The organism is Desulfobulbaceae bacterium (assembly GCA_015231515.1).
Taxonomy (GTDB): Bacteria; Desulfobacterota; Desulfobulbia; order Desulfobulbales; family VMSU01; genus JADGBM01.
This window is the reverse complement of the sequence record JADGBM010000017.1, coordinates 17,861-36,572: the sequence shown is the minus strand read 5'-3', so window position 1 is coordinate 36,572 and position 18,712 is coordinate 17,861. Positions and strand designations below refer to the sequence as shown.

17 protein-coding genes are annotated in these 18,712 nt (G+C 46.6%); 8 read left to right on the top strand and 9 right to left on the bottom strand.

Going from position 1 to position 18,712, the window contains the following annotated elements; genetic code table 11:
- Positions 1-3,889: hypothetical protein (locus HQK80_04775; GenBank protein MBF0221535.1), on the bottom strand; the 3,889-nt coding region annotated here is incomplete at its 3' end.
- A 514-nt stretch (positions 3,890-4,403) separates the two neighbouring features.
- Positions 4,404-6,026 (bottom strand): sensor histidine kinase, encoded by a 1,623-nt coding sequence (locus tag HQK80_04770; protein MBF0221534.1) that lies wholly within the window; start codon positions 6,024-6,026, stop codon positions 4,404-4,406.
- A 266-nt stretch (positions 6,027-6,292) separates the two neighbouring features.
- On the opposite strand from HQK80_04770, the gene HQK80_04765 reads away from it, so the two are divergent.
- Positions 6,293-7,390, top strand: a complete 1,098-nt coding sequence (locus HQK80_04765) for a response regulator (protein ID MBF0221533.1) — start codon at positions 6,293-6,295, stop codon at positions 7,388-7,390.
- Between the two features lie 46 nt (positions 7,391-7,436).
- Here HQK80_04765 and HQK80_04760 read toward each other — a convergent pair whose 3' ends face one another.
- Positions 7,437-7,940 (bottom strand): hypothetical protein, encoded by a 504-nt coding sequence (locus HQK80_04760; protein ID MBF0221532.1) that lies wholly within the window; start codon positions 7,938-7,940, stop codon positions 7,437-7,439.
- A gap of 72 nt (positions 7,941-8,012) precedes the next feature.
- The gene (locus HQK80_04755) at positions 8,013-9,062 is read right to left on the bottom strand and encodes a rod shape-determining protein (protein MBF0221531.1); all 1,050 of its coding nucleotides are present in this window, start codon (positions 9,060-9,062) and stop codon (positions 8,013-8,015) included.
- Between the two features lie 345 nt (positions 9,063-9,407).
- Between HQK80_04755 and hemL the strand changes: the two genes are divergently transcribed.
- The 7 genes from hemL (at position 9,408) to rimO (ending at position 14,783) form a co-directional block, all read left to right on the top strand.
- Positions 9,408-10,700: a glutamate-1-semialdehyde 2,1-aminomutase gene (gene hemL, locus HQK80_04750; GenBank protein ID MBF0221530.1), complete on the top strand. Its 1,293-nt coding sequence runs from the start codon at positions 9,408-9,410 to the stop codon at positions 10,698-10,700.
- A 127-nt stretch (positions 10,701-10,827) separates the two neighbouring features.
- The gene (locus HQK80_04745) at positions 10,828-11,058 is read left to right on the top strand and encodes an AtpZ/AtpI family protein (protein MBF0221529.1); all 231 of its coding nucleotides are present in this window, start codon (positions 10,828-10,830) and stop codon (positions 11,056-11,058) included.
- Positions 10,974-11,465, top strand: coding sequence for an ATP synthase subunit I (locus HQK80_04740; protein MBF0221528.1), 492 nt, complete (start codon positions 10,974-10,976; stop codon positions 11,463-11,465). The genes HQK80_04745 and HQK80_04740 overlap by 85 nt, the downstream gene beginning before the upstream one ends.
- A gap of 6 nt (positions 11,466-11,471) precedes the next feature.
- A complete protein-coding gene (gene atpB, locus HQK80_04735) occupies positions 11,472-12,194 on the top strand; it encodes a F0F1 ATP synthase subunit A (GenBank protein ID MBF0221527.1) in 723 nt (240 codons plus the stop codon).
- A gap of 62 nt (positions 12,195-12,256) precedes the next feature.
- Positions 12,257-12,586, top strand: a complete 330-nt coding sequence (gene atpE / locus HQK80_04730; GenBank protein MBF0221526.1) for an ATP synthase F0 subunit C — start codon at positions 12,257-12,259, stop codon at positions 12,584-12,586.
- Positions 12,587-12,717: 131 nt separating this feature from the next.
- A complete protein-coding gene (locus tag HQK80_04725; GenBank protein ID MBF0221525.1) occupies positions 12,718-13,449 on the top strand; it encodes a nucleoside phosphorylase in 732 nt (243 codons plus the stop codon).
- Complete coding sequence (gene rimO, locus HQK80_04720; protein MBF0221524.1) at positions 13,449-14,783, top strand: 30S ribosomal protein S12 methylthiotransferase RimO; 1,335 nt, start codon at positions 13,449-13,451, stop codon at positions 14,781-14,783. The genes HQK80_04725 and rimO overlap by 1 nt, the downstream gene beginning before the upstream one ends.
- Positions 14,784-14,796: 13 nt before the next feature.
- Here the strand turns inward: rimO and HQK80_04715 are convergent, their stop codons facing one another.
- From HQK80_04715 to HQK80_04695, 5 genes are all read right to left on the bottom strand, one after another.
- Positions 14,797-15,072, bottom strand: a complete 276-nt coding sequence (locus tag HQK80_04715; GenBank protein MBF0221523.1) for an integration host factor subunit beta — start codon at positions 15,070-15,072, stop codon at positions 14,797-14,799.
- Between the two features lie 269 nt (positions 15,073-15,341).
- Complete coding sequence (locus tag HQK80_04710; protein MBF0221522.1) at positions 15,342-16,052, bottom strand: rRNA pseudouridine synthase; 711 nt, start codon at positions 16,050-16,052, stop codon at positions 15,342-15,344.
- On the bottom strand, positions 16,052-16,483 hold the full coding sequence (locus HQK80_04705; GenBank protein ID MBF0221521.1) for a hypothetical protein: 432 nt from the start codon (positions 16,481-16,483) through the stop codon (positions 16,052-16,054). Before HQK80_04705 ends, HQK80_04710 begins: the two co-directional genes overlap by 1 nt.
- Before the next feature lie 172 nt (positions 16,484-16,655).
- Positions 16,656-18,422 (bottom strand): UbiD family decarboxylase, encoded by a 1,767-nt coding sequence (locus HQK80_04700; GenBank protein MBF0221520.1) that lies wholly within the window; start codon positions 18,420-18,422, stop codon positions 16,656-16,658.
- The gene (locus tag HQK80_04695) at positions 18,415-18,702 is read right to left on the bottom strand and encodes a hypothetical protein (GenBank protein ID MBF0221519.1); all 288 of its coding nucleotides are present in this window, start codon (positions 18,700-18,702) and stop codon (positions 18,415-18,417) included. The genes HQK80_04700 and HQK80_04695 overlap by 8 nt, the downstream gene beginning before the upstream one ends.
- Positions 18,703-18,712: the final 10 nt, after the last annotated feature.

Sequence of the window (18,712 nt, the reverse complement as noted above, 5' to 3'; positions counted from 1 at the left end):
CTGCATGGCACAGCTCACAACCAATTCTGGTGGTGAAATTGGAGTTATGGGTATATGGACTGGTCATAACATGACCGGTATGATGACAGTTCTGACATGTTGCATCATACGTGACAAAGGCACTTACTTCATGATTAGGCGTTATGTGATTGTAGAAGTCGGTGGCGTAGGTTGTGTGACAAATCGTACAGTCACCGCCGTCGAATTTGCCGGCAGCACTGCCCTTTAACTCCCCGGTAACAAGCGTATGGCAACTTTCACAGAGACCTTTATGCATCTTCTGGTCTGCGATGGTATTTGCTGCAGTATGGCACTCTTCACAGGTGTTGTCAGTAGTTGTAGTGACAAAGCCCTTAAACATGTGAGTGCCAGGGGAGGAGTGTCCTGTAAAGAAATCGGCAACATGACTGGTATGGCATTCTGCACAGGTAAATGGGGCAGTCTCACCAGCACCAACGGCTGTAGCAGCAGTGCCAATCAGGGCAAAGGTTGTTTGATCATGGCAGGTGTCGCAGAGCTTATGGATACCAATAGACAAGTCGGTTTCATAGTGGCAGGTTACACAAGTTGTTGTTGTTGCGAGGGTTTGAGGGGTCTCAGGATCATGCGGCATAACATCAGAAGGATGTTCTGTTTGTGGATCAACAATCAGTGGATCTGGGTTGGCCAATCTACCACCATGGCATTCCCGGCATTCAATTGGGCGCGGTGATGGGTTGCTGCTTCTGCCGGCATTGATGATGGTTTGAAATGCTGGTTTATGGCAGGAATCACAATCAATAATGGTAGCATTTCTGGTAAGAAAGCCAATATGTTCGTTGGCTGTGGTGATAGATACATTCCCAGCGCCGTGGCAGTTGGTACATGCAGGTAATAGGGGCAAGTTGGTTACAGGCTGCTCGTAGGCTTCGAAGACAATTGCATCATGATCTGCCTGGTGAGGAATTACTGTGTCGATGGTGGAATGACAGAAAGTACAACTACCTGCGCCGGTGGCGGCACTGCCGACAAGAACACCAGTCAAGTCTACATGGCAGTTCGTACATGTACCTTTATGGACGCCAGTAATCATCGCCGTGCTGTGACAGCTTGTACACTCAGGTGAACTGGTAAGGGCGGCATGAGAGGGGGTGTTGTGGCTTTTGTAGTTGGCCGCCCTGGTGGCGTGGCAGCTTGCACAGGTTCCGGCTCCGCCGGTAGCGTTGCCATTTATTCCTGATCTTAATGCGCCTGAGGCTGGGTTGTGGCACGTGTCGCAGCTGTTGGTTATGTGTATGTCTTCAGCGCGTCTGGCTCCAGTGTGACAACCAGTACTAACACAGTTTGGAGTGGCCAAAACGTTGGCGAGGTTGTGGTCAACCGGGTTAGTATGTCCGGTAAAGAAATTAGCATCTCTTGATGGATGGCAGAAGGCGCAATCCCCGGATCCGTTACTGGCGTCGCCATTTGCTCCGCCTCGCATTACACCGGTGACGGCGGTGTGACAGGTAAGGCAGCTGTTAGTCGCATGGACTCCATCTACCATGTCAGCTTCGTTGTGGCAGGCAACGCATTTAGCCGTAGGCAGAATTTTAGTGTTATGATTCGGTTTAACATGGAAGAAAAAGTCTGCTGCATGGTCAGTGTGGCAGCTCGCACAGTCTCCAGCTCCAGTGAGAGCTGAGCCACGGCCAGTATACCCTGCTCTTAATATGCCGCCTCGCCCTAAGTCATGACATATTCCGCAGCCACCATTGTGAAGGGTTGGTTCAATGACCAAATCGCCAGTGCTGACATGGCATGTTTCGCAGGTGTTATTAATAGTAGCTCGTACTTGGCCAAGATGATCGCCGCCTTTGATGTGGTCCCAGAACGTTGGTGTGGAATGACATGTGGTGCAGATGTTCGGGTTTCCGAAACCGATATCTGTTGTGGCGTGACCAACAGCAAGTGAGATGAGTGTTACTGGTTTTGTGGTGCCGGTATGGCAGATAGTGCAATCATCATGGAGTTTAGGGTCAGTTGGAGAAGCGGTAAACGAGGAGTCATGACAGTTGGTTACACAATTTGTTGTTCCACCGGTGACAAACGTGCTGTGGTCAACAAAATGGTTAAGCTGTCTATCCCAGTGACAGTCAATACAATTTAAAGTAATTGAGTTTGTTGCGCCGGACTGAGCAATGGCATTAGCAACAGAGTTATAGGCAGGGTTAACTGAGGTAGAGGCGCCGTTTGTTCGAGTTGAGTTGTGGCAGGTACCGCATTGACCGCCGCTGACGTGTGTTTCAAGAATGGCATTCCAATCGCCAAGCTGGCTGGGGTGACAGAAATCGCAGGTATTGCTGTCTGAAATGTCACGCGCAGGGTCGTAACTGAGCCAATGGGTAATTCCTGTATCCGTCCCGTGATCATGACTGTTGAAAGCGCCATGGCATATTGCGCACTCACCACCGCCGGCAACTGCAGGCGCAATTAATCCGCCATTAATCGCGGTATCGTGGCATGTGGCACAACCGTTGACAGAGTGCACTTCGCCAGTCGAAGAGAATGGCGTTGTGGATGCCGGATGACAACCGCTACAGTTGAGTATTGTTGTGCTTTGGTCGATGCTCAGAGCTACGCTGCTGGAGTGGTCAAGTACTCCGCCCACAACAGAACCTCTGTCGTGGCCATCAAAATATCCTTCATGACACCAAACGCAGTCACCTGCGCTTATACGAGTTGCAGAGCCATACGCGGTTTTAAGGGTAGAGTTGCCGACTTCAGGGCTGGCTAATTCATGACATTTGATGCATTCGCTGCCATGAACACCCATGGGATTGTTGGCGGCGTGTGCGTGACAGTTGACGCATAACGGTGTGTCAAGGACTGCTGAGTTGCCGGAAGTGGAGTGGTCAAGGCCACTGGGGGTGAAGCCTGTTTCTCGGATATGGCAGTCGGAACAGTCGCCGGCAACATAAGCACTATGACCACCAGCAGGGAAAGTACCATCGTTGCGGAAACGTGGGGCAAGTGTCGTCGGGTTACTGGTTTTTGTGTGACAAACCTGACAGATACCAGTTGTAAGACCGGATCCAGTTGCATCTTCCTCAACAAAGCCACCGACTGGATCAAAAAATTTAACTGGAGCCTCTGTACCGTCCTGCAAAATAAAGTTTTGTTTGATCAACTGGCCGTAAATCAGGCCAAAGGTGTTCGATGATGGTTTAGTTGTGGTGTTGATTTTTGTGAGATCCAGAAGTCCATTTATGACTATTTGGTTGCTGGCATTGGTTGAATCAATGACATAGCTGTCGACAGCATTTTCAGTGTCATGGACAAAAATGAGACCTCGGCCTGGAATAGCGTTATTTTTGTTCTCCCAGGTGATTGTATCCGTATTGCTGTCGTACGGAATAGACCATCGTATATCATTATATGTGAATGGGGTGTCATAGGTAATTGTTGTCTTGCCTGACTCCGGAATGTTGAGCCTAATGTTTATGTTGGTATCATAGGGTGCTGAGATAGTTCCCGTAACCAGGTAGAGTTTCGCCTTGTCGGTTGAATTGGTGCGCCATTCGAGCTGTTGCTGATAGTGTGGCGAGTGGCAGTCAACGCAGCTTGTGTTCCACGTTCCATAACCGTTGGAGAGAGTAGCTGAAGTATGGGGTGCCATGGTGCCTTTATGCACCTGAGTAGGGCTACCATCATGACAGCGGAGGCAGATCTCTTCGGAGAGGCCGGCAAAGAAGTCTTGAGCTGTGCCTCTAGCCGGAGAATAGCTCCACCAGAGAGAGTATTGATGACAGTCGCGACATTCAATGTTGAAACTGTTGTTGTGGGGAGCGTCGGTAACGTCATTTGAGTAAACGTTACTGGCGAAGAGCACCGAAAAACACACTATGGCAAAGGCAATAGACTTTTTCATCACTTTCTCTTTTGAAGTTTGATTTTTAATTCAATACGGGTAGCCAATTTTAGCGCCCGTAAGTAAAAGACCTGTGAGCTACTGTTTTATTGTTTAACTTGCTGTAATTACTAAATTTTTGGCTAGTACGTGGCATCTTATAAGCAAGAAGCGTGCCTAGACTGTTTAGCTGCAGGTGGCTCGCATGAACTGCTAGTAGTGGTTAAACTTTTTGTTGTGCAGGATGGCATGGAAGGGTGTGTTGTTGCGTTTTGTATAACCGGGCGTGTGGCGCATATCTGGAAATAAATTGCCTTTTAAAAACATAAGGATTTGGATGGAGTTTTATCGTTTGCAGCTGGTTAGCTGAGCAAAAAACGAGGTGACACTCATTATTTGCTGAAAAAGAGCGATGTGGGGGCTTTTACACTATGAATGAAAATTTACAGGGGAATTTTCTTGCCAGGTCAATTGCAGAAGGCGGCAGACAACACACCCGGCGGCGAAACTTTTCGGACAGCCTCCGAGGGCCTTTTCAGCTGCGCTTCAAGAGGATATGGAGTTGTGCGCCTTGGCCCGGGCCGTTACTTTCGGCATAGATCTGTCCTTGAAGGGCTGCGATACTATTGGCGCACCAGTGTAAACCCAGGCCGGAGCGTGTTGATTTGCTGGAGATGCCTCGCTGGAAAATCTCTTGAAGGCTTTCATGCTTAATGCCCTCGCCATTGTCAGAGACAGTTATGTGTACCATCTCCTGACTGCTGTCATGGAAGAGTTCAGCGTTAATCTCGACTTTGCCGACTTTGTTTCCGTAGCGTAAAATGGACTCGATCGAATTAAGAATTACATTTTTACACACTTGGAGCAGGATAATTCTCTGTGTCTTGATAGTACCGATCAATTGTACGTTGTCTGAAACAGTGACAGAGACTTCTTCCAGAAGGCTGGTTTTGATAAGTGACAATGAGTCCTGGAAGAGTTCCTGCAGGGAGACGTCTTCAATGAGCCTTTGGGAGTTAGCCAGTTGGCTTTGCTCCTCAATAATTCGTTCGATAAGGGTAGCTCTATTTTGCATTACTGCCAGCTTGTCCCGTATCTTTTTTAAGGCATCCTGGGAGTTTTCGATGAGAAGGCCGCTTAGGTCGAGCAGGTCATTTTTACGGGCTGAGTCGATGGTGTCATCGCGTAACTCGTTAAGGGTTGGAATAAATTGGAACAGCTTAATGCTTTTCACATGGTGGTAGATTATTTCTGTATCAACAATAAATGGTGAAAATGCGTTCTTAATATTGTGGAGAATGCCGGAAACCATTTCTGCCATACCTGAATAATATGATTGTTCCAGCAGTTGCTTCTGGGAACTCTGGAGCCGCAGCATCATCTGATTAAAGGCCTTGGAGAGTGCAGTGAACTCATCATTGCCCGCCAGAGCTATCGGGGTGCTTAAGTCGCCTTGGGAGACCCGTTCTGTGCCGCTAATCAGTTCTTTCATGCGGGGGTCAATGATGAGCAGGATGATTGAAAGGGACATGGTCATGGCAAAGACGAGAGTGATAATTGACCCGACAACGAGGATTATGGTGTTTCTGTTTGTCATGGCCCGGAAGGTGTTTTCTAGACTTTGCAACTCTTCTTGCTCGTGCTCTATCCACTCGTCAATGAGGGATGCAAAGGAGCGGTATAGGCCGTCAACGTTGGCCAGGACAGCTTCCTGGGCGTGCCTGCTCTTTGTTCCTTGATCGGCAATATGTTGTATTTTTTCAAGTTGTGTATCGATTTCTGTGTACTTATCACGCAGCTCTAGTGCCTTTCGGCTTTCGCCTTCTTCATTTTCCTTTTCGTCAGAAAGAATATAGTCGAGTTCTATTGAAATGGTGGTCATGAGATCTTTAATTGAGCTGTCTGCCAGGATTTTAGTTTTCTCATATCGTTTGAGCTGCTCGGGTGAAAAACCAAAGACCACACCAGTCGTCGCCTCTTTCAGTTGGCTGCTAACGGCATGTTTAATATTCAGGACTAAAATATATTCATGATGCATACTGTCGAGTCTTTTGTGAAAGTAGACCTCTTTTGATGTTTCAAAAATGTGAATTCCAAGCAGGCCGGCTATCAGGAAAAGGCTGGTGGTAAAAACAAGTATGACTTTGGTTCGTATCAAGGTTTATTCTCCTGGGGTGATAAATAGACGACAAGAGCCAGCAGTAATGAAAATAAAGTTGTTGCTGAAGATACAATGTGCTGGGTCTTTTATATAGTAGCAAAAAACAAATGCGTGTACCACCGTAAGATTTTATGCGAAAAATCATTTGATGATTGATGAAAATATCATTACACTCACCACGGTGCTTGGAATAATAGAGATATGACTTGTTTGGCAGGTAATTAGGCTGCAGCTAGATTGAGGCGATGCCCGGGAGTATGGTAATGGAAAATGAGGCCCAAAAAGAGATTAGAATACTGGTTGTTGACGATGAAGAAGGTGTGCTTGATTCCTATAAGAGTATTTTTGGTCTTTCTCAAGAGAGTGAATCTGATATGCGGATACAGGATTTGCAAGCGAAGCTTTACGGGACAGCGGCGAATCCGGCAAGTTTGTTTTCGTATCACATAACATGTCGGCAGCAGGCCAAAGATGCGCTGCAGGCTGTACGAGAATCATTGAACAATGACCAGCCGTTTGCCATGGTCTTTCTTGATGTTAGAATGCCGCCTGGTCCCGATGGCGTTTGGGCCGCTGAGCAAATAAGAAGTCTTGACCCCCTTATTAATATAGTTATTGTTACTGCCTATTCTGATATTGATCCGGAGGAAATCTCAGCACGGGTCCGGCCACTTGATAAACTTCTTTATATTCAAAAACCATTTCACACCCAGGAGGTCCAGCAGTTTGGTGCCGCACTCGGAGCGAAGTGGGTCGCTGAAAAGCGTATATTGCATATTAATAAGGAGCTGAGTCAGAAAGTGGAGGAGCAGACTGCCGATCTGCGCTTGATAAATGCCGCACTTGAAGAGTCTATTGTTAAGCTGCAAAATTCCGAGCGCCGCCTGATCAAAGCTCAAGAAGAGGTGACCACCAAAGCCAATGATTTAGAGGGCACAACCATTGCCCTGCAGCAAATGGTCAAGAAAAACGAACGAGACCAAAAGGAAGTGCAGGATAAGATTCTCTTCAGTGTTAATGAGATGATCAATCCCTATATTGAAAAACTTAAAGAGTGTAACCTTAATGAAGAGGCCCTTGTTTGCGCTAATATAATCGAATCAAATGTTGGTGAGATTGTTGCCCCTTTTATGCAGGGTCTTGCCTATAAGTACTTTCGTCTGACTCCCAAGGAGATTCATATAGCGAATCTGATCAAGCAGGGCAAAAGTACCAAGCGCATTGCTGACCTGCTGAATCTTACTACGCGTGGTGTCGAGTTTCATCGCGATAAAATACGCAATAAAATTGGCATTAAGCATAGCAAGTCCAACCTGGGTGAGGTTCTGAAAAACCTGGAGATTGAGTTTATAGGGCGATAGGTCGATGCTGCGGTATCGGAAGAAGAGTCTTGATGGGGGTGAAGTTTTAGTCGTTCGTTCTTTTCATGAGGGCGCGGGCGATTGACCCCGGTAAAAGATGCCCCCCAGACGGGGAAAGGACAATGAAGTCGTCGGCAGGGATCTGACTTTTTTCTTTTTCCAGGCGCTTGATTTCCCCTTTGAGGTAGTCAGATTCGCTTTGCGCTTCGGTGAGTTGGTCTTGCAGGGCCGCGTTTGATTTCTGGAGCTGCTGGTTTTCGCTCGTTAGGGCGGCTATTTCGGACTCTTTTTCTAGGATTCTCTGCTCGGAATCAGCGGCGTTGTCACCTGCAGCTTCAGTCTGCGCTGCGGCCAACTCTTGCCGGTACTGCTCACACTCTGCCTCCCATTTTTCGTCAAGCTCCAAAAGCTGCCTGGTGGCTTTCTCCCGCTCTGCCTTACTGGTTGCCAAAATACGGCGGCGCTCTCGGGTGAATCTTTCCTGTAAAAAAATCAGTGTACAGCCAATGCCAACCGAGATGCCAAGTAAAATATAAAGTAGGGTTGTCATTGGTAAAAGCTTGTTCTCAATAATAATTGATTGAGCATGGACAATTTAGTTCAATAAGTGGGTCGGACGTCGTCAGCCAATCGAGCCGGCAAAGCCAATTTTATCCCAATGTTCCGGGGGGAGATCCAATGCAAGTTTTAGGGCGCCACCACAGCCGGAGAAGTCGGGGTCGTCAACGCAGAGAACCGTCACTTCGCCGTAATCTTTCAAACGAGCGGCAATCATCGAGGCAAGGCCCTTGATGTTTGAGCCTCCGCCTGCAAGGTAGATATTGTTTAATGCTTCCTGTTGATTTTCCGGGTCGTAACTTTTCATTACAGTAATAATATTTTCGACGATATCGGGCACTATGCTCTCGCATACGCTGCGTATCTCTTCAGTGATATCATATTCGGCAGGTTTGCCATCGATGCGTAGGGTTGCTTTAATCGGTCCGGAGGGGGAAACGCCGACAAAGGCATGCTGTTCTTTAATTGTTCGAACAAGGTTGCGGGTAATCTGAACATCGAAATATCGTTGTTGAATAGCTGACTCAAGGCGTTCGTCGATGTAGTCGCCACCCTTTAAGAGTGTTACCTGGTCTTTGGGGCCGGGAATGGAACCTTTGACTCCACATATGTCGACAGTACCAGCGCCTATGTCGACAACAATGCAGTTGTTCAGCTTATTCATGTGGTAGGCCACCATGAAAGGCTCAGAGACAACAAGGGCAGTGGTCATGACTTCATGGGCAATTTTTAAAAGAAGTTCCTTGTTCATTATTGAGGCGCGAGAGGGTACGCCGATAATTCCTGAAACCGGAATGTCCTCACCTTGCTTGGCTTCAGTAATTACGTGTTTGAGCAGCTCAAGGGCGGCACTGTAATCCTTCTCACTGGCTTCACGAACTACGCCATCTTCGAGTGGATGATACAGGGTTAGAGCGGAACGGTTCTTTAGGGCTTCATCGCCAAAAACCTGTGCCTTGCCGAGAAACTTAATGCCGATGATATCCTTTGGGTAACCGACAATGGATCGGGTGATTTTTTTGTATCCGCGATTCGACATTACGGCGGTTCGTGAGGTTCCGAAGTCGATTCCGAGCAGTAACTGGTTACTTTTCGTGCTTTGATCTTCTGGCATTGTGCTTCCCCGTAGTTTGGTTCCAGTAGGATTTTTTAAATCAATTGAAGGTGCGAGTATCAGCGCATCATCAATTTTAATACAATGGCGGGGTGAAGATTGTCAAGTGAATTCAGGGTGATTGGCTGTTAATGCAGTAGCTTGTTAGCACTTTTGACGGGAGGTGGCTGGCAATGATTGTCAGCGGGCGGAAAAGTAAAAAGGATGTGCCGCAATAGGCCTTTGACGAATGCACGGCATCATGCTATGTTACCCAGGATTTTTCTTGATGCGTGGGGGAAATAGAAAAACTTTTTGATGAAAATTGTAGTAAACCAAAAAACATAACTCTTGGAGACGGTTCTTATGAAAACTGATAAATCACGAGCCTTTTTTGCAAAAGCACAACAATCAATTCCTGGCGGGGTCAGCAGTCCTGTGAGGGCCTGTAAATCGGTGGGTTGCGACCCTGTCTTTATAGAGCGGGCAAAAGGTTCAAAAGTTTACGATGTCGACGGCAATGAATATATTGACTTTGTTTGTTCTTGGGGGCCGATGATTCTGGGTCATACTCCTGATGTTGTTGTGCACAGTATCACCGAAGCTATGAAGAATGGGACTAGTTTCGGTGCGCCGACCCCCTTGGAGGTCGAGCTTGCCGAGTTGGTTTGTGCCGCGATGCCTTCGGTTGAAAGGGTGCGATTTGTCAGTTCTGGAACTGAAGCGACTATGAGCGCGATACGACTAGCGCGCGGCTACACGAAAAAGAATGTAGTTGTTAAATTTGATGGATGTTACCACGGTCATGCCGATAGCTTTCTTGTTAAGGCCGGTTCTGGTGTGATCACCCTTGGCATCCCAGGCAGTCCCGGAGTTCCAGAGGATATTGTTAAAAATACAATATCGATCCCCTACAATAATTTTGAAATGCTGGAGAAAACGCTTGCCGAACAGGCTGACAATATAGCCTGTCTGATCATGGAGCCGGTGGCCGCAAACATGGGGGTCGTGCCTGCTGCACCTGGATTTCTGGAAAAGGTGCGCGAGTTGACCAAGGCGCATAATATTCTGCTAATCTTTGACGAAGTTATCACTGGATTCCGTCTAGGACTTGGCGGTGCTCAGGAAAAATTCAATATTATGCCGGATTTAACCTGTATGGGTAAGATTATTGGCGGCGGTCTCCCTGTCGGTGCTTATGGCGGCCGGAAAGAGATCATGAATATGATTGCTCCCGAGGGCCCTGTTTACCAGGCAGGCACTCTTTCCGGCAATCCTCTGGCAATGGCTGCGGGTATAGCAACCTTAAAAGAGCTTGCCAAGCCAGGTTTTTACGAGAAGCTTGATCAAAAGGCGGCCGGCTATGCCTTAGAGTTGGAAGCCTTGGCGAAGAAATACTCTATCCCTTCCACCCTGAATCGGGTCGGCTCTGTTATGACGGCATTTTTCACGGAGAGTCCGGTTACAGATTTTGACAGTGCCATGACCTCAGACACAAAACGCTTTGGTCAGTTCTACCGGGATATGCTGGCCCAAGGTATCTATTTGGCGCCGTCTCAGTTTGAGGGTGCATTTATCTCTGCAGCCCATTCGGCACAAGATCTGGCGACAGCATTAGAGAAAACTGAATCATCATTCAGAAAATTGGCCCAAAGCTGAAAAAGCAATTGACTTTCAATTGGTCGCATGATACCTAACACTCTAATTATGCCAATGATGACCGATGGTTACTAGGTAGTAGTACTGGTTTGCAAGGTCTCAGAAAGGTCATTTTGGCAGGTACGAGATGGAAAAACCGAAAAAACGAAATGAGTACATGCGGTTGCTGGCCGATTTCTCCACTATCGGCATTACGCTTGCCGCTTGTGTGTTTATCGGTTTCGGTTTTGGTTATTATCTTGATACCAAGGTTTTTGCTGGAAAGACGAAACCTTGGCTGATGCTGATTTTTCTCCTGTTAGGGGTCGCAGCCGGGTTCAAGAATCTCTACCAACTGTCCAGACGGAAGGATCTATAGTGAAGCAGCAACCGATGCAACAAATGGATTTTCCCATAAAAAGAGTACAGCTATTTAATTGGGTGTTGCTGGCTGTTTTCTCAGTATCCTCCTTGTTGTTTTTTTCTGCCAAGGTGGCAGAAGGGGTTTTGATAGGAAGCCTGATTGCAAATCTGAGTTTTCTGGTGCTTAAAAGAGATTTAACCAGAATTTTTCAGGGGCCGGTGCAGTTAGCGAAGGTGCGTTTCTTCCTTAAGTATTACTTACGTTTATTTGTACTTGCTGTTGTGCTGTATCTGCTGGTTCGTAATTATCAGGTGCACGTCATCGGCTTGCTTGTGGGTCTGTCAACAGTTGTCGTGGGAATTTTGATTACGGCAATCGATGTTGTGAAAAAAAATGCATTTTCTATGAAGGAGGCAGTGTAGATCGCCATGGAACATCCAATACTCTTTTTATCCATAATTTTGGAAGCAATCGGAATGCCGGTGCCACATACGCTGGTTGGTGATACGTTGATGGCCAAGCTTGTGTCGCCACATTTGACCTATACATGGCTGGTTATGGCTTTTCTTATCCTGACCCCGAAGCTGACCATGGGTACGATTGAGATGATCCCCGGTAAAGGGCAAAACTTCTGGGAGGCGCTGGTCGGCGGGATAGAAGGTTTTATGGCGGACAATATGGGTAAGGAAGGGGCTCGGATGATGTTTCCGATGCTGGCCACTTTCGCGCTTTATATACTGGTTGCCAATATGATTGGGCTGATGCCTGGATTTATGTCTCCGACCTCAAACCTTAATATTACGCTGGGCTGTACGGTGATTATCTTCGTGACGACCCATATACTGGGAGTAAAATTCCATGGCCCGGCTTATATCAAACATTTCCTGGGGCCGATTCCATGGTTGATTCCCCTTATGTTCCCCATTGAGTTGATCAGTCATTTAGCGAGAATACTCTCCCTTTCAATTCGACTTTTTGGCAACATCATGGCCAAAGAGACGCTGCTGGGCATTCTGTTTCTGCTTGCCGGCGCATTCTTTGGCCCACTGCCAATATTGTGTCTTGGCGTATTGGTTTCAGTTGTTCAGTCGCTGGTTTTTGTGTTGCTGTCGATTCTTTATTTCTCAGCTGCGATGGAACACGCACATTAATTGAAAAGTTAGTAAGTTTTTTAATAAGAAGAAGGCCATATATTAATTTTTGGAGGAAAAAAATGAAGAAAGTAACTGTTTTGACTGCTGTTATGGTATTGGGAGCGACTTCCCTTGCTATGGCTTCTGGCGCTGCTGCTGCACCTGCAACTGGCGTTAACATTGCACTGATCTGTATCGCTGCTGCGCTGTCTGTTGGTATCGCTGCGCTTGGTTGCGGTATTGGTATGGGTTCTGCGGTTGGCGGAGCGTGTACTGGTACAGCAAGAAATCCAGAAGCATCTGGTAAAATTACCGTTACCATGATTATTGGTCTTGCTCTTATCGAGTCTTTGACCATTTATGGTCTGGTTATCTCTTTGATTCTGCTTTACGCAAATCCATTGATCTAGTCAGTTGCTGTAATAGTTCTGTTTTAAGGCTGTCGAGGGTATCCTTGGCAGCCTTTTTGCGTTGTATGTCGTCTGTTTGCAGGCAATTACAGTTTGTGAGCTGAAAATTTAACCGAGGCATGACTCTATAAATGGATACTGAATGTCTCATTTCACCGCGACGTGAAAAGGGTGAGGCTGAAATTTCCGGGACCGTGGTTTTATGTCCAAATCCGGCTGACGTGCTCAGGTTTGTCACGCTAAGCAAAAGATATTCGGCCAAACAGTTATTTTTGTACAACTCTAAATTGTTGCGGGTGTCAGGTGGCAGAGATGATTTTTACATCTGTGGGCCAGCTGTTGGTGCGCCGATGGCAGTTCTGGCGCTTGAAAAACTTATTGTTTTGGGAGCCAGGAAGATTATAGTGTTTGGTACTTGTGGTGCGATCAGCAAGAGGCTTGCAGTTGGCGATCTGTTTTTGCCTGTCAGTGCTTTCAGTGAGGAGGGGACTTCTCAACATTATCCCCTTGCCGATGAACCGTGTTCTTCCCAACAGCTCTCTGAAAGCCTGGTAAGCTGTCTTAAGAAGATAAATATTGAACCGACTTCGGGGAAGATATGGACCACCGATGCGCCATATCGTGAAACACGTGAGAAGATTGCGCGTTATGGTGGTCTTGGAGGTATGGCTGTCGACATGGAGTTTTCGGCGCTGATATCGGTCGCAGCCTTTCGTAGGGTTGAACTTGCTGCGGTAATGATTGTCTCAGATCTGCTAACCGGTGATCGTTGGCAATCGGGCTTTTCAGACAAAGGCTTTAAGGGCAAATGCGCTCAGGTCTGTGAATTGATATTCGAATGTTGTCTTGGTGGTGAATTATAATGAAAAAGCTCTATCTGGTCAGCCTGGGTTGCCCAAAAAATCTTGTGGATTCGGAACTGATGCTTGGTTCGTTGCAGAAATCTGGCTTCAACGTTTGTCAAGATCCGGCCGAGGCCACTATTATTCTGGTTAACACCTGTGGGTTCATTCAGTCTGCCGTTGAAGAGGCGATAGATGAAATATTGCAACTGATCGAGTTTAAAAAAAATGATCCGGAAAAACTGATAGTCGTAACGGGCTGTTTGGTTCAGCGTTATGGTGATAGCTTGAAAGCCGAACTGCCTGAAGTTGATCTGTTTATTGGTACCGACGGCTTTATCGATATAGCTGCACGGGTGGAGGTTCTGTTAGGCCAAAGGGTTTCTGCCGAGGTGTTGCTGGGGCAGCCTGTATTTTTGATGAACAGTACCAATGAACGAACCCTTTCTACGCCAGCTCATAGAGCGTATTTGAAGATAACTGAAGGGTGCTCGAATCGATGCAGCTACTGTATGATTCCCTCAATCCGAGGCAAACTTCGCAGTCGAGAGCTTGACGATATTATTCTTGAGGCACAGCGTCTGGAGTCTCAGGGGGTCAAGGAACTTACCCTCGTAGGTCAAGATCTTACAGCATATGGTATCGATTTGCGGGGGCCTAAGGTTGATCTCCCGGCTCTGTTGCAGGCGCTGCTTAGAGAAACTGGGATCCCATGGATTCGCACTTTATATTTGTATCCCCATCGAATAAAGGATTCTCATCTGGAATTAGTTGCTGCAAACCCACGCCTGTTGCCATATTTTGACATCCCGCTTCAGCATGTCAGTGATTCAATCCTGCGTTTAATGAACCGCCCGTATGGCTATAATAAAATTGAAGAGTTATTTGCCCGCATAGCGACAATTTTGCCGAAAGCTGCGATTCGAACGACGTTCATTGTCGGTTTCCCGGGGGAAACCCCTGCTGATGTTGATATGCTTGAGAAGTTTATGCGGTTATACAGGCTCAATCATGTCGGGATTTTTCCGTATTCTAATGAAGACGGTTGTGACGCTGCAAAGTTGCCTAATCACTGTTCTGACTTCGAAAAAGAGGAACGGATGGCTCGTCTTATGGCAGTTCAGGCTGAAATATCGCAGGAGATTAATGCTGGGTTTGTTGGCACAGTTGAGAGTGTACTTGTAGAAGGACTAAGTTCGGAAACCGATTTGTTGATGGAAGGACGTACGCGTTTACAGGCCCCTGATATCGATGGTTGTGTCTATATTAATGATGGGAGCTGTACCGCAGGTGATATTGTGAAAATCAAATTTACTGAGGCTCACACATATGATCTCGTCGGTGAAGTTGTCTGAAGGGTGATTCAGGCTATGTGTTAACTCGCTCTTTAAGTTCTTTGCCCACTTTGAAAAAAGGCAGCTTTTTGGGCGGGACTTCAATCTTCTGGCCGGTTTTCGGATTTCTACCATAATACGTTTCGTAATTTTTCACTACAAAACTGCCAAACCCGCGGATCTCAATAGCGTCACCTTTAGCCATAGCATCAACCATGGTATTCAGGATGGTATCGGTAATTGACCCTGCTTCACGCAGTGGCAGATTGAGTTCCTGAGAGATGGCATCAATCAACTCTGACTTATTCATCACAGCCTCCGTAAAAGTAATCATGTACTAGCTAAGCAATGCGGTCTAAGGCTCTCGAAAACCCAAAAGGGGTGCGTGAGGTTTGTTCTGTTGCCAACGGTATACAATTGCAACTTGATTACCAGATCAGTGCAAGCAACTAGTAACTGTTGCCCCAACAAAACAGATCCCACTCCTGTTTTTCTGACGATATATTTCCAGGAGTAAGCCACTAACTATTTGATGTTATAAAGCATTTTATTTTTTGTAAAGAAAATTTACAAAGAATTTTACGAAAAAAGTTTTTGCAGGTCAGCTTTGGTGAGTAAACGGGTTTTGCCCAGGGGCAGGTTGCCAAGGTTCAATTGCCCGTAGGCAATGCGTTTCAGGTAGGTTACGGTATGTCCAATTGCGGCGCACATTCGGCGGACTTGGCGTTTTCTGCCTTCGTGAATAATTATTTTTAATTTTGATGATTTAGCTGTAGTTTCAATAACTTCTATCTTGGCCGGCCAGGTTTTTTTGCCGTTCAGCATAACTCCTTTTTCCAGGGAATCGATCTTTTCCCGGGTAACTCTTCCGGCCACAAGAACAAGATAGGTTTTACGAATTTCAAATTTCGGATGGAGTATTTTCTGGGCTAGGTCGCCATCGTTGGTGAGCAGCAAGGCCCCTTCTGTTTCAAAATCCAGCCGCCCTACCGGAAAAACTCTTTCAGATATATTTTTAATAAGTGATGTGACAATTGGCCGTCCTTGGGGGTCGCTGAGTGTCGTAACATATCCAGCGGGTTTATTCAGTAGTAGGTAGATTTTCTTTTTAGATTTTTTTAATGGCTGATTGTCAACGGTGATGGTGTGTTTTACAGGATCGATTTTGAGACCCATTTCTGTGACTATTTTTCCATCAACTGCAACCCGGCCTTTAAGGATGTATTCTTCGGCCTTGCGTCGGGAGCAAAGGCCAGCTGTAGCCAATATTTTTTGTAAACGCTCTTCCATTAGCTGTAGTCACCGCGTCGGAATTTTTCAGTTTCAATAATACTGATTGTTGCTACCTGGTCAATGAGAAGGGCCAAAGGGTCATCCTTGGGGAGTTGTTCTTTAATATCGAGTAACGAGGTGGTGCCGTGTTCCAAGGCATCGATGATAGGTGTAAGGTCGGTCTCAGTAAGAGTAAGATTTTCAAGACTGTTTTCGAAGGATTCAAGAAGGTCGATTGTGTTTTCACTGATGAAAACCCCATCAAGGCGGAGTTGGGCCGGCACAGCTGGTTCATCGGTAAAACTTGTCGACTGAACGGTAGCTGTTGGTTCAGGTGGGTGAAGCTGGCCCTCCAGCAATGAAAAAAAATTGATTTCACCAGCAGCCTTACTTTTTTTAACAGAGCTTTTATCTGCAATTCGTTGATTCTTAATGCCATCTATCTTCATAACGTACTCCATTTATTTTCGTTCATCCTACCAATTTAACACAATTTGTGCGGAAAAATATGCCTTCGTTGTGTTGATTGTGCAAATTCTTGGCCCAACGAGAAAAAAATATAAAAAATATACTGTGCCAGGCCTGGAACTCATGTGTGCATACATGTTTTCTTTGACCAAATTAGCGTAGGGATGGAGGTAGAAGCTTGTCGATTTTGCTGTCCACCAGTTTTTTGGTGGCTGGATCCACCTCAAGGATATGTGGGTACCATGGTTTCATCCTGCAATCAAAAACAATTGGTGGTTCAAGACCTACATGAAATCGTTGGATAGTTGATTGAGCGCCATAAATATCTCCGGCCGGCTCAAATCGGGTAAACAGACTCCACATAAAATCCTTAAGACTGTGTGTTGCCTTTTTGGTGTCATCAACAAGGATGATAACGGGCCAGTCGGCTAAGGCAGGTTCTGCGGCGATCCTTTGCGGCAACTCTTTCTCCTCGGCATACGTCTTTCCTTGCACCACGAGGGTGCCGGGCAGATAGACATGGGGACTGGTCAGATAGTTCGGAAGTTCAGCCTGAAAGCTTTTGGGTAGGGTTCGTTTTGCCTCTTTGCCCAGGCCCATCATTAAAGCTTTTGAGCCCTTGTTTACTGAAGGGCCGGTATAGTCAAGGGTGTCTTGGGAGACATTTGCAAAGACAAAAAGATCGGTTCGCCAGTTGATTCTTTCTAAGACGTGGACCCATAATTTGGGAAAATCTTCAACATCAATTTCACCATCCGTGACGATAAGAAATTTTGTGAGGGACAGCTGTCCTTCCCCAAGAATACGCAAGCCCGAGGCAAAAGCTTCTCTTGGGTAACGATTTGTAACCCGAGCCGCAGCCAGGCTGTGAAAACCAGTGTCGCCGAAAGTTTTCAGTTGTTTAACGCCACTCATGACCAGCGGAAACAGTGGTGACAATAGATCCTGCAGGAAATCACCGATGTAATAATCTTCCTGGCGGGGCCGACCAACAACAGTTGCCGGGTAGATAGCATTTTTGCGGCAGTAAAGATCTTTTACCTCAAAAACAGGGTAGTCGTGGGTGAGTGAGTTGTAGCCGTAGTGATCACCAAAAGGTCCTTCGGGCCTTCGTGTATGAGGGGCTACAAAACCCTGGGCTGCAAATTCTGCAGTGGCCACAAGCGGGTGGTGCCCTGTCGGACTCTTGGTGAGGGGAAGTTTTTCCCCGAGTAACAATGAAGCCAGGAGAAGCTCCGGAATGTTTTCCGGGAGCGGGGCGATAGCCGCCATCATTAAGGCCGGAGGGCCGCCAATGAAAAGGGTGAGAGGCAGAGAGATGTTTTTTTTCTCCGCTTCAAAATAATGGTAGCCGCCGCCCTTATGAATTTGCCAATGAATGCCAGTTGTTGAGTCGTCATATCTTTGAATCCGGTACATGCCAAGGTTGTGGCCGTGACCTTCTGGATGTTCAGTGTAGACCAGTGGCAAGGTCACAAAGGCACCGCCATCGGTATCCCAAGAGGTGAGCATTGGCAGTTTGGTCAGTTGTGGTCTGGAGAAATGGTGCTCTAAAACCGGGGCATGGTTGGTAGACTTTGTGCCGATTTTCAGTGCTTGACAGAAAAGATTCCTTTTTGACCAGAGTTGGCTCAGAGTCGGCGGGCCGAGTTTCTCGGCGGTTTCCACCAGGCCTTTTACAAAATTTTGAGGACGCTTACCAAAGGCCAGTTCAAGTCTTTGGTTAGAGCCAAAAAGATTGGTTACTACAGGAAATGTGCTGCCTTTTACGTTGGTAAATAGAAGGGCTGGCCCATTTCTTTCAATAACCCGTCTATGAATCTCGGCAATTTCCAGATATGGGTCAACTTCGATATCGATAACATGCAGCTCAGACTCTTTTTTTAAGAGATCGATGAATGTTGATAGGTCATTAATTATGCTCAACGTGGTTATCTCCTTGTATTATATCGATTTTTTCTCTATAATCATTAAGAAACAGGGCATGGTATTCTTCCTTGGAAAGATGCTTTCTCATTGCAGAAAAAATGCTATCAGCAAGATCGTTTAACTCCTGGTCTGAAAGACGGGGGATGAGTGTTGTCAGTAAGCTCTGCCGGCAGAATCTTTGGCAAAGGGCTCGAAGGGAGGCCTCGTCGATCTCTCTGTTCAGGCCAAAACAGATGCTGCTGACCGAATTTGTCTGATTGGTATCTGTCATTTGAAAGTTT

Bases quoted from the DNA above. Each gene is read 5' to 3' on its own strand.
- HQK80_04745 (MBF0221529.1), top strand. From the start codon at position 10,828: ATGGAAAAACCGAAAAAACGAAATGAGTACATGCGGTTGCTGGCCGAT.
- HQK80_04760 (MBF0221532.1), bottom strand. From the start codon at position 7,940: ATGACAACCCTACTTTATATTTTACTTGGCATCTCGGTTGGCATTGGC.
- HQK80_04715 (MBF0221523.1), bottom strand. From the start codon at position 15,072: ATGAATAAGTCAGAGTTGATTGATGCCATCTCTCAGGAACTCAATCTG.
- rimO (MBF0221524.1), top strand. From the start codon at position 13,449: ATGAAAAAGCTCTATCTGGTCAGCCTGGGTTGCCCAAAAAATCTTGTG.
- HQK80_04710 (MBF0221522.1), bottom strand. From the start codon at position 16,052: ATGGAAGAGCGTTTACAAAAAATATTGGCTACAGCTGGCCTTTGCTCC.
- HQK80_04765 (MBF0221533.1), top strand. From the start codon at position 6,293: ATGGAAAATGAGGCCCAAAAAGAGATTAGAATACTGGTTGTTGACGAT.
- atpB (MBF0221527.1), top strand. From the start codon at position 11,472: ATGGAACATCCAATACTCTTTTTATCCATAATTTTGGAAGCAATCGGA.
- hemL (MBF0221530.1), top strand. From the start codon at position 9,408: ATGAAAACTGATAAATCACGAGCCTTTTTTGCAAAAGCACAACAATCA.
- HQK80_04755 (MBF0221531.1), bottom strand. From the start codon at position 9,062: ATGCCAGAAGATCAAAGCACGAAAAGTAACCAGTTACTGCTCGGAATC.
- HQK80_04725 (MBF0221525.1), top strand. From the start codon at position 12,718: ATGGATACTGAATGTCTCATTTCACCGCGACGTGAAAAGGGTGAGGCT.
- HQK80_04695 (MBF0221519.1), bottom strand. From the start codon at position 18,702: ATGACAGATACCAATCAGACAAATTCGGTCAGCAGCATCTGTTTTGGC.
- atpE (MBF0221526.1), top strand. From the start codon at position 12,257: ATGAAGAAAGTAACTGTTTTGACTGCTGTTATGGTATTGGGAGCGACT.
- HQK80_04705 (MBF0221521.1), bottom strand. From the start codon at position 16,483: ATGAAGATAGATGGCATTAAGAATCAACGAATTGCAGATAAAAGCTCT.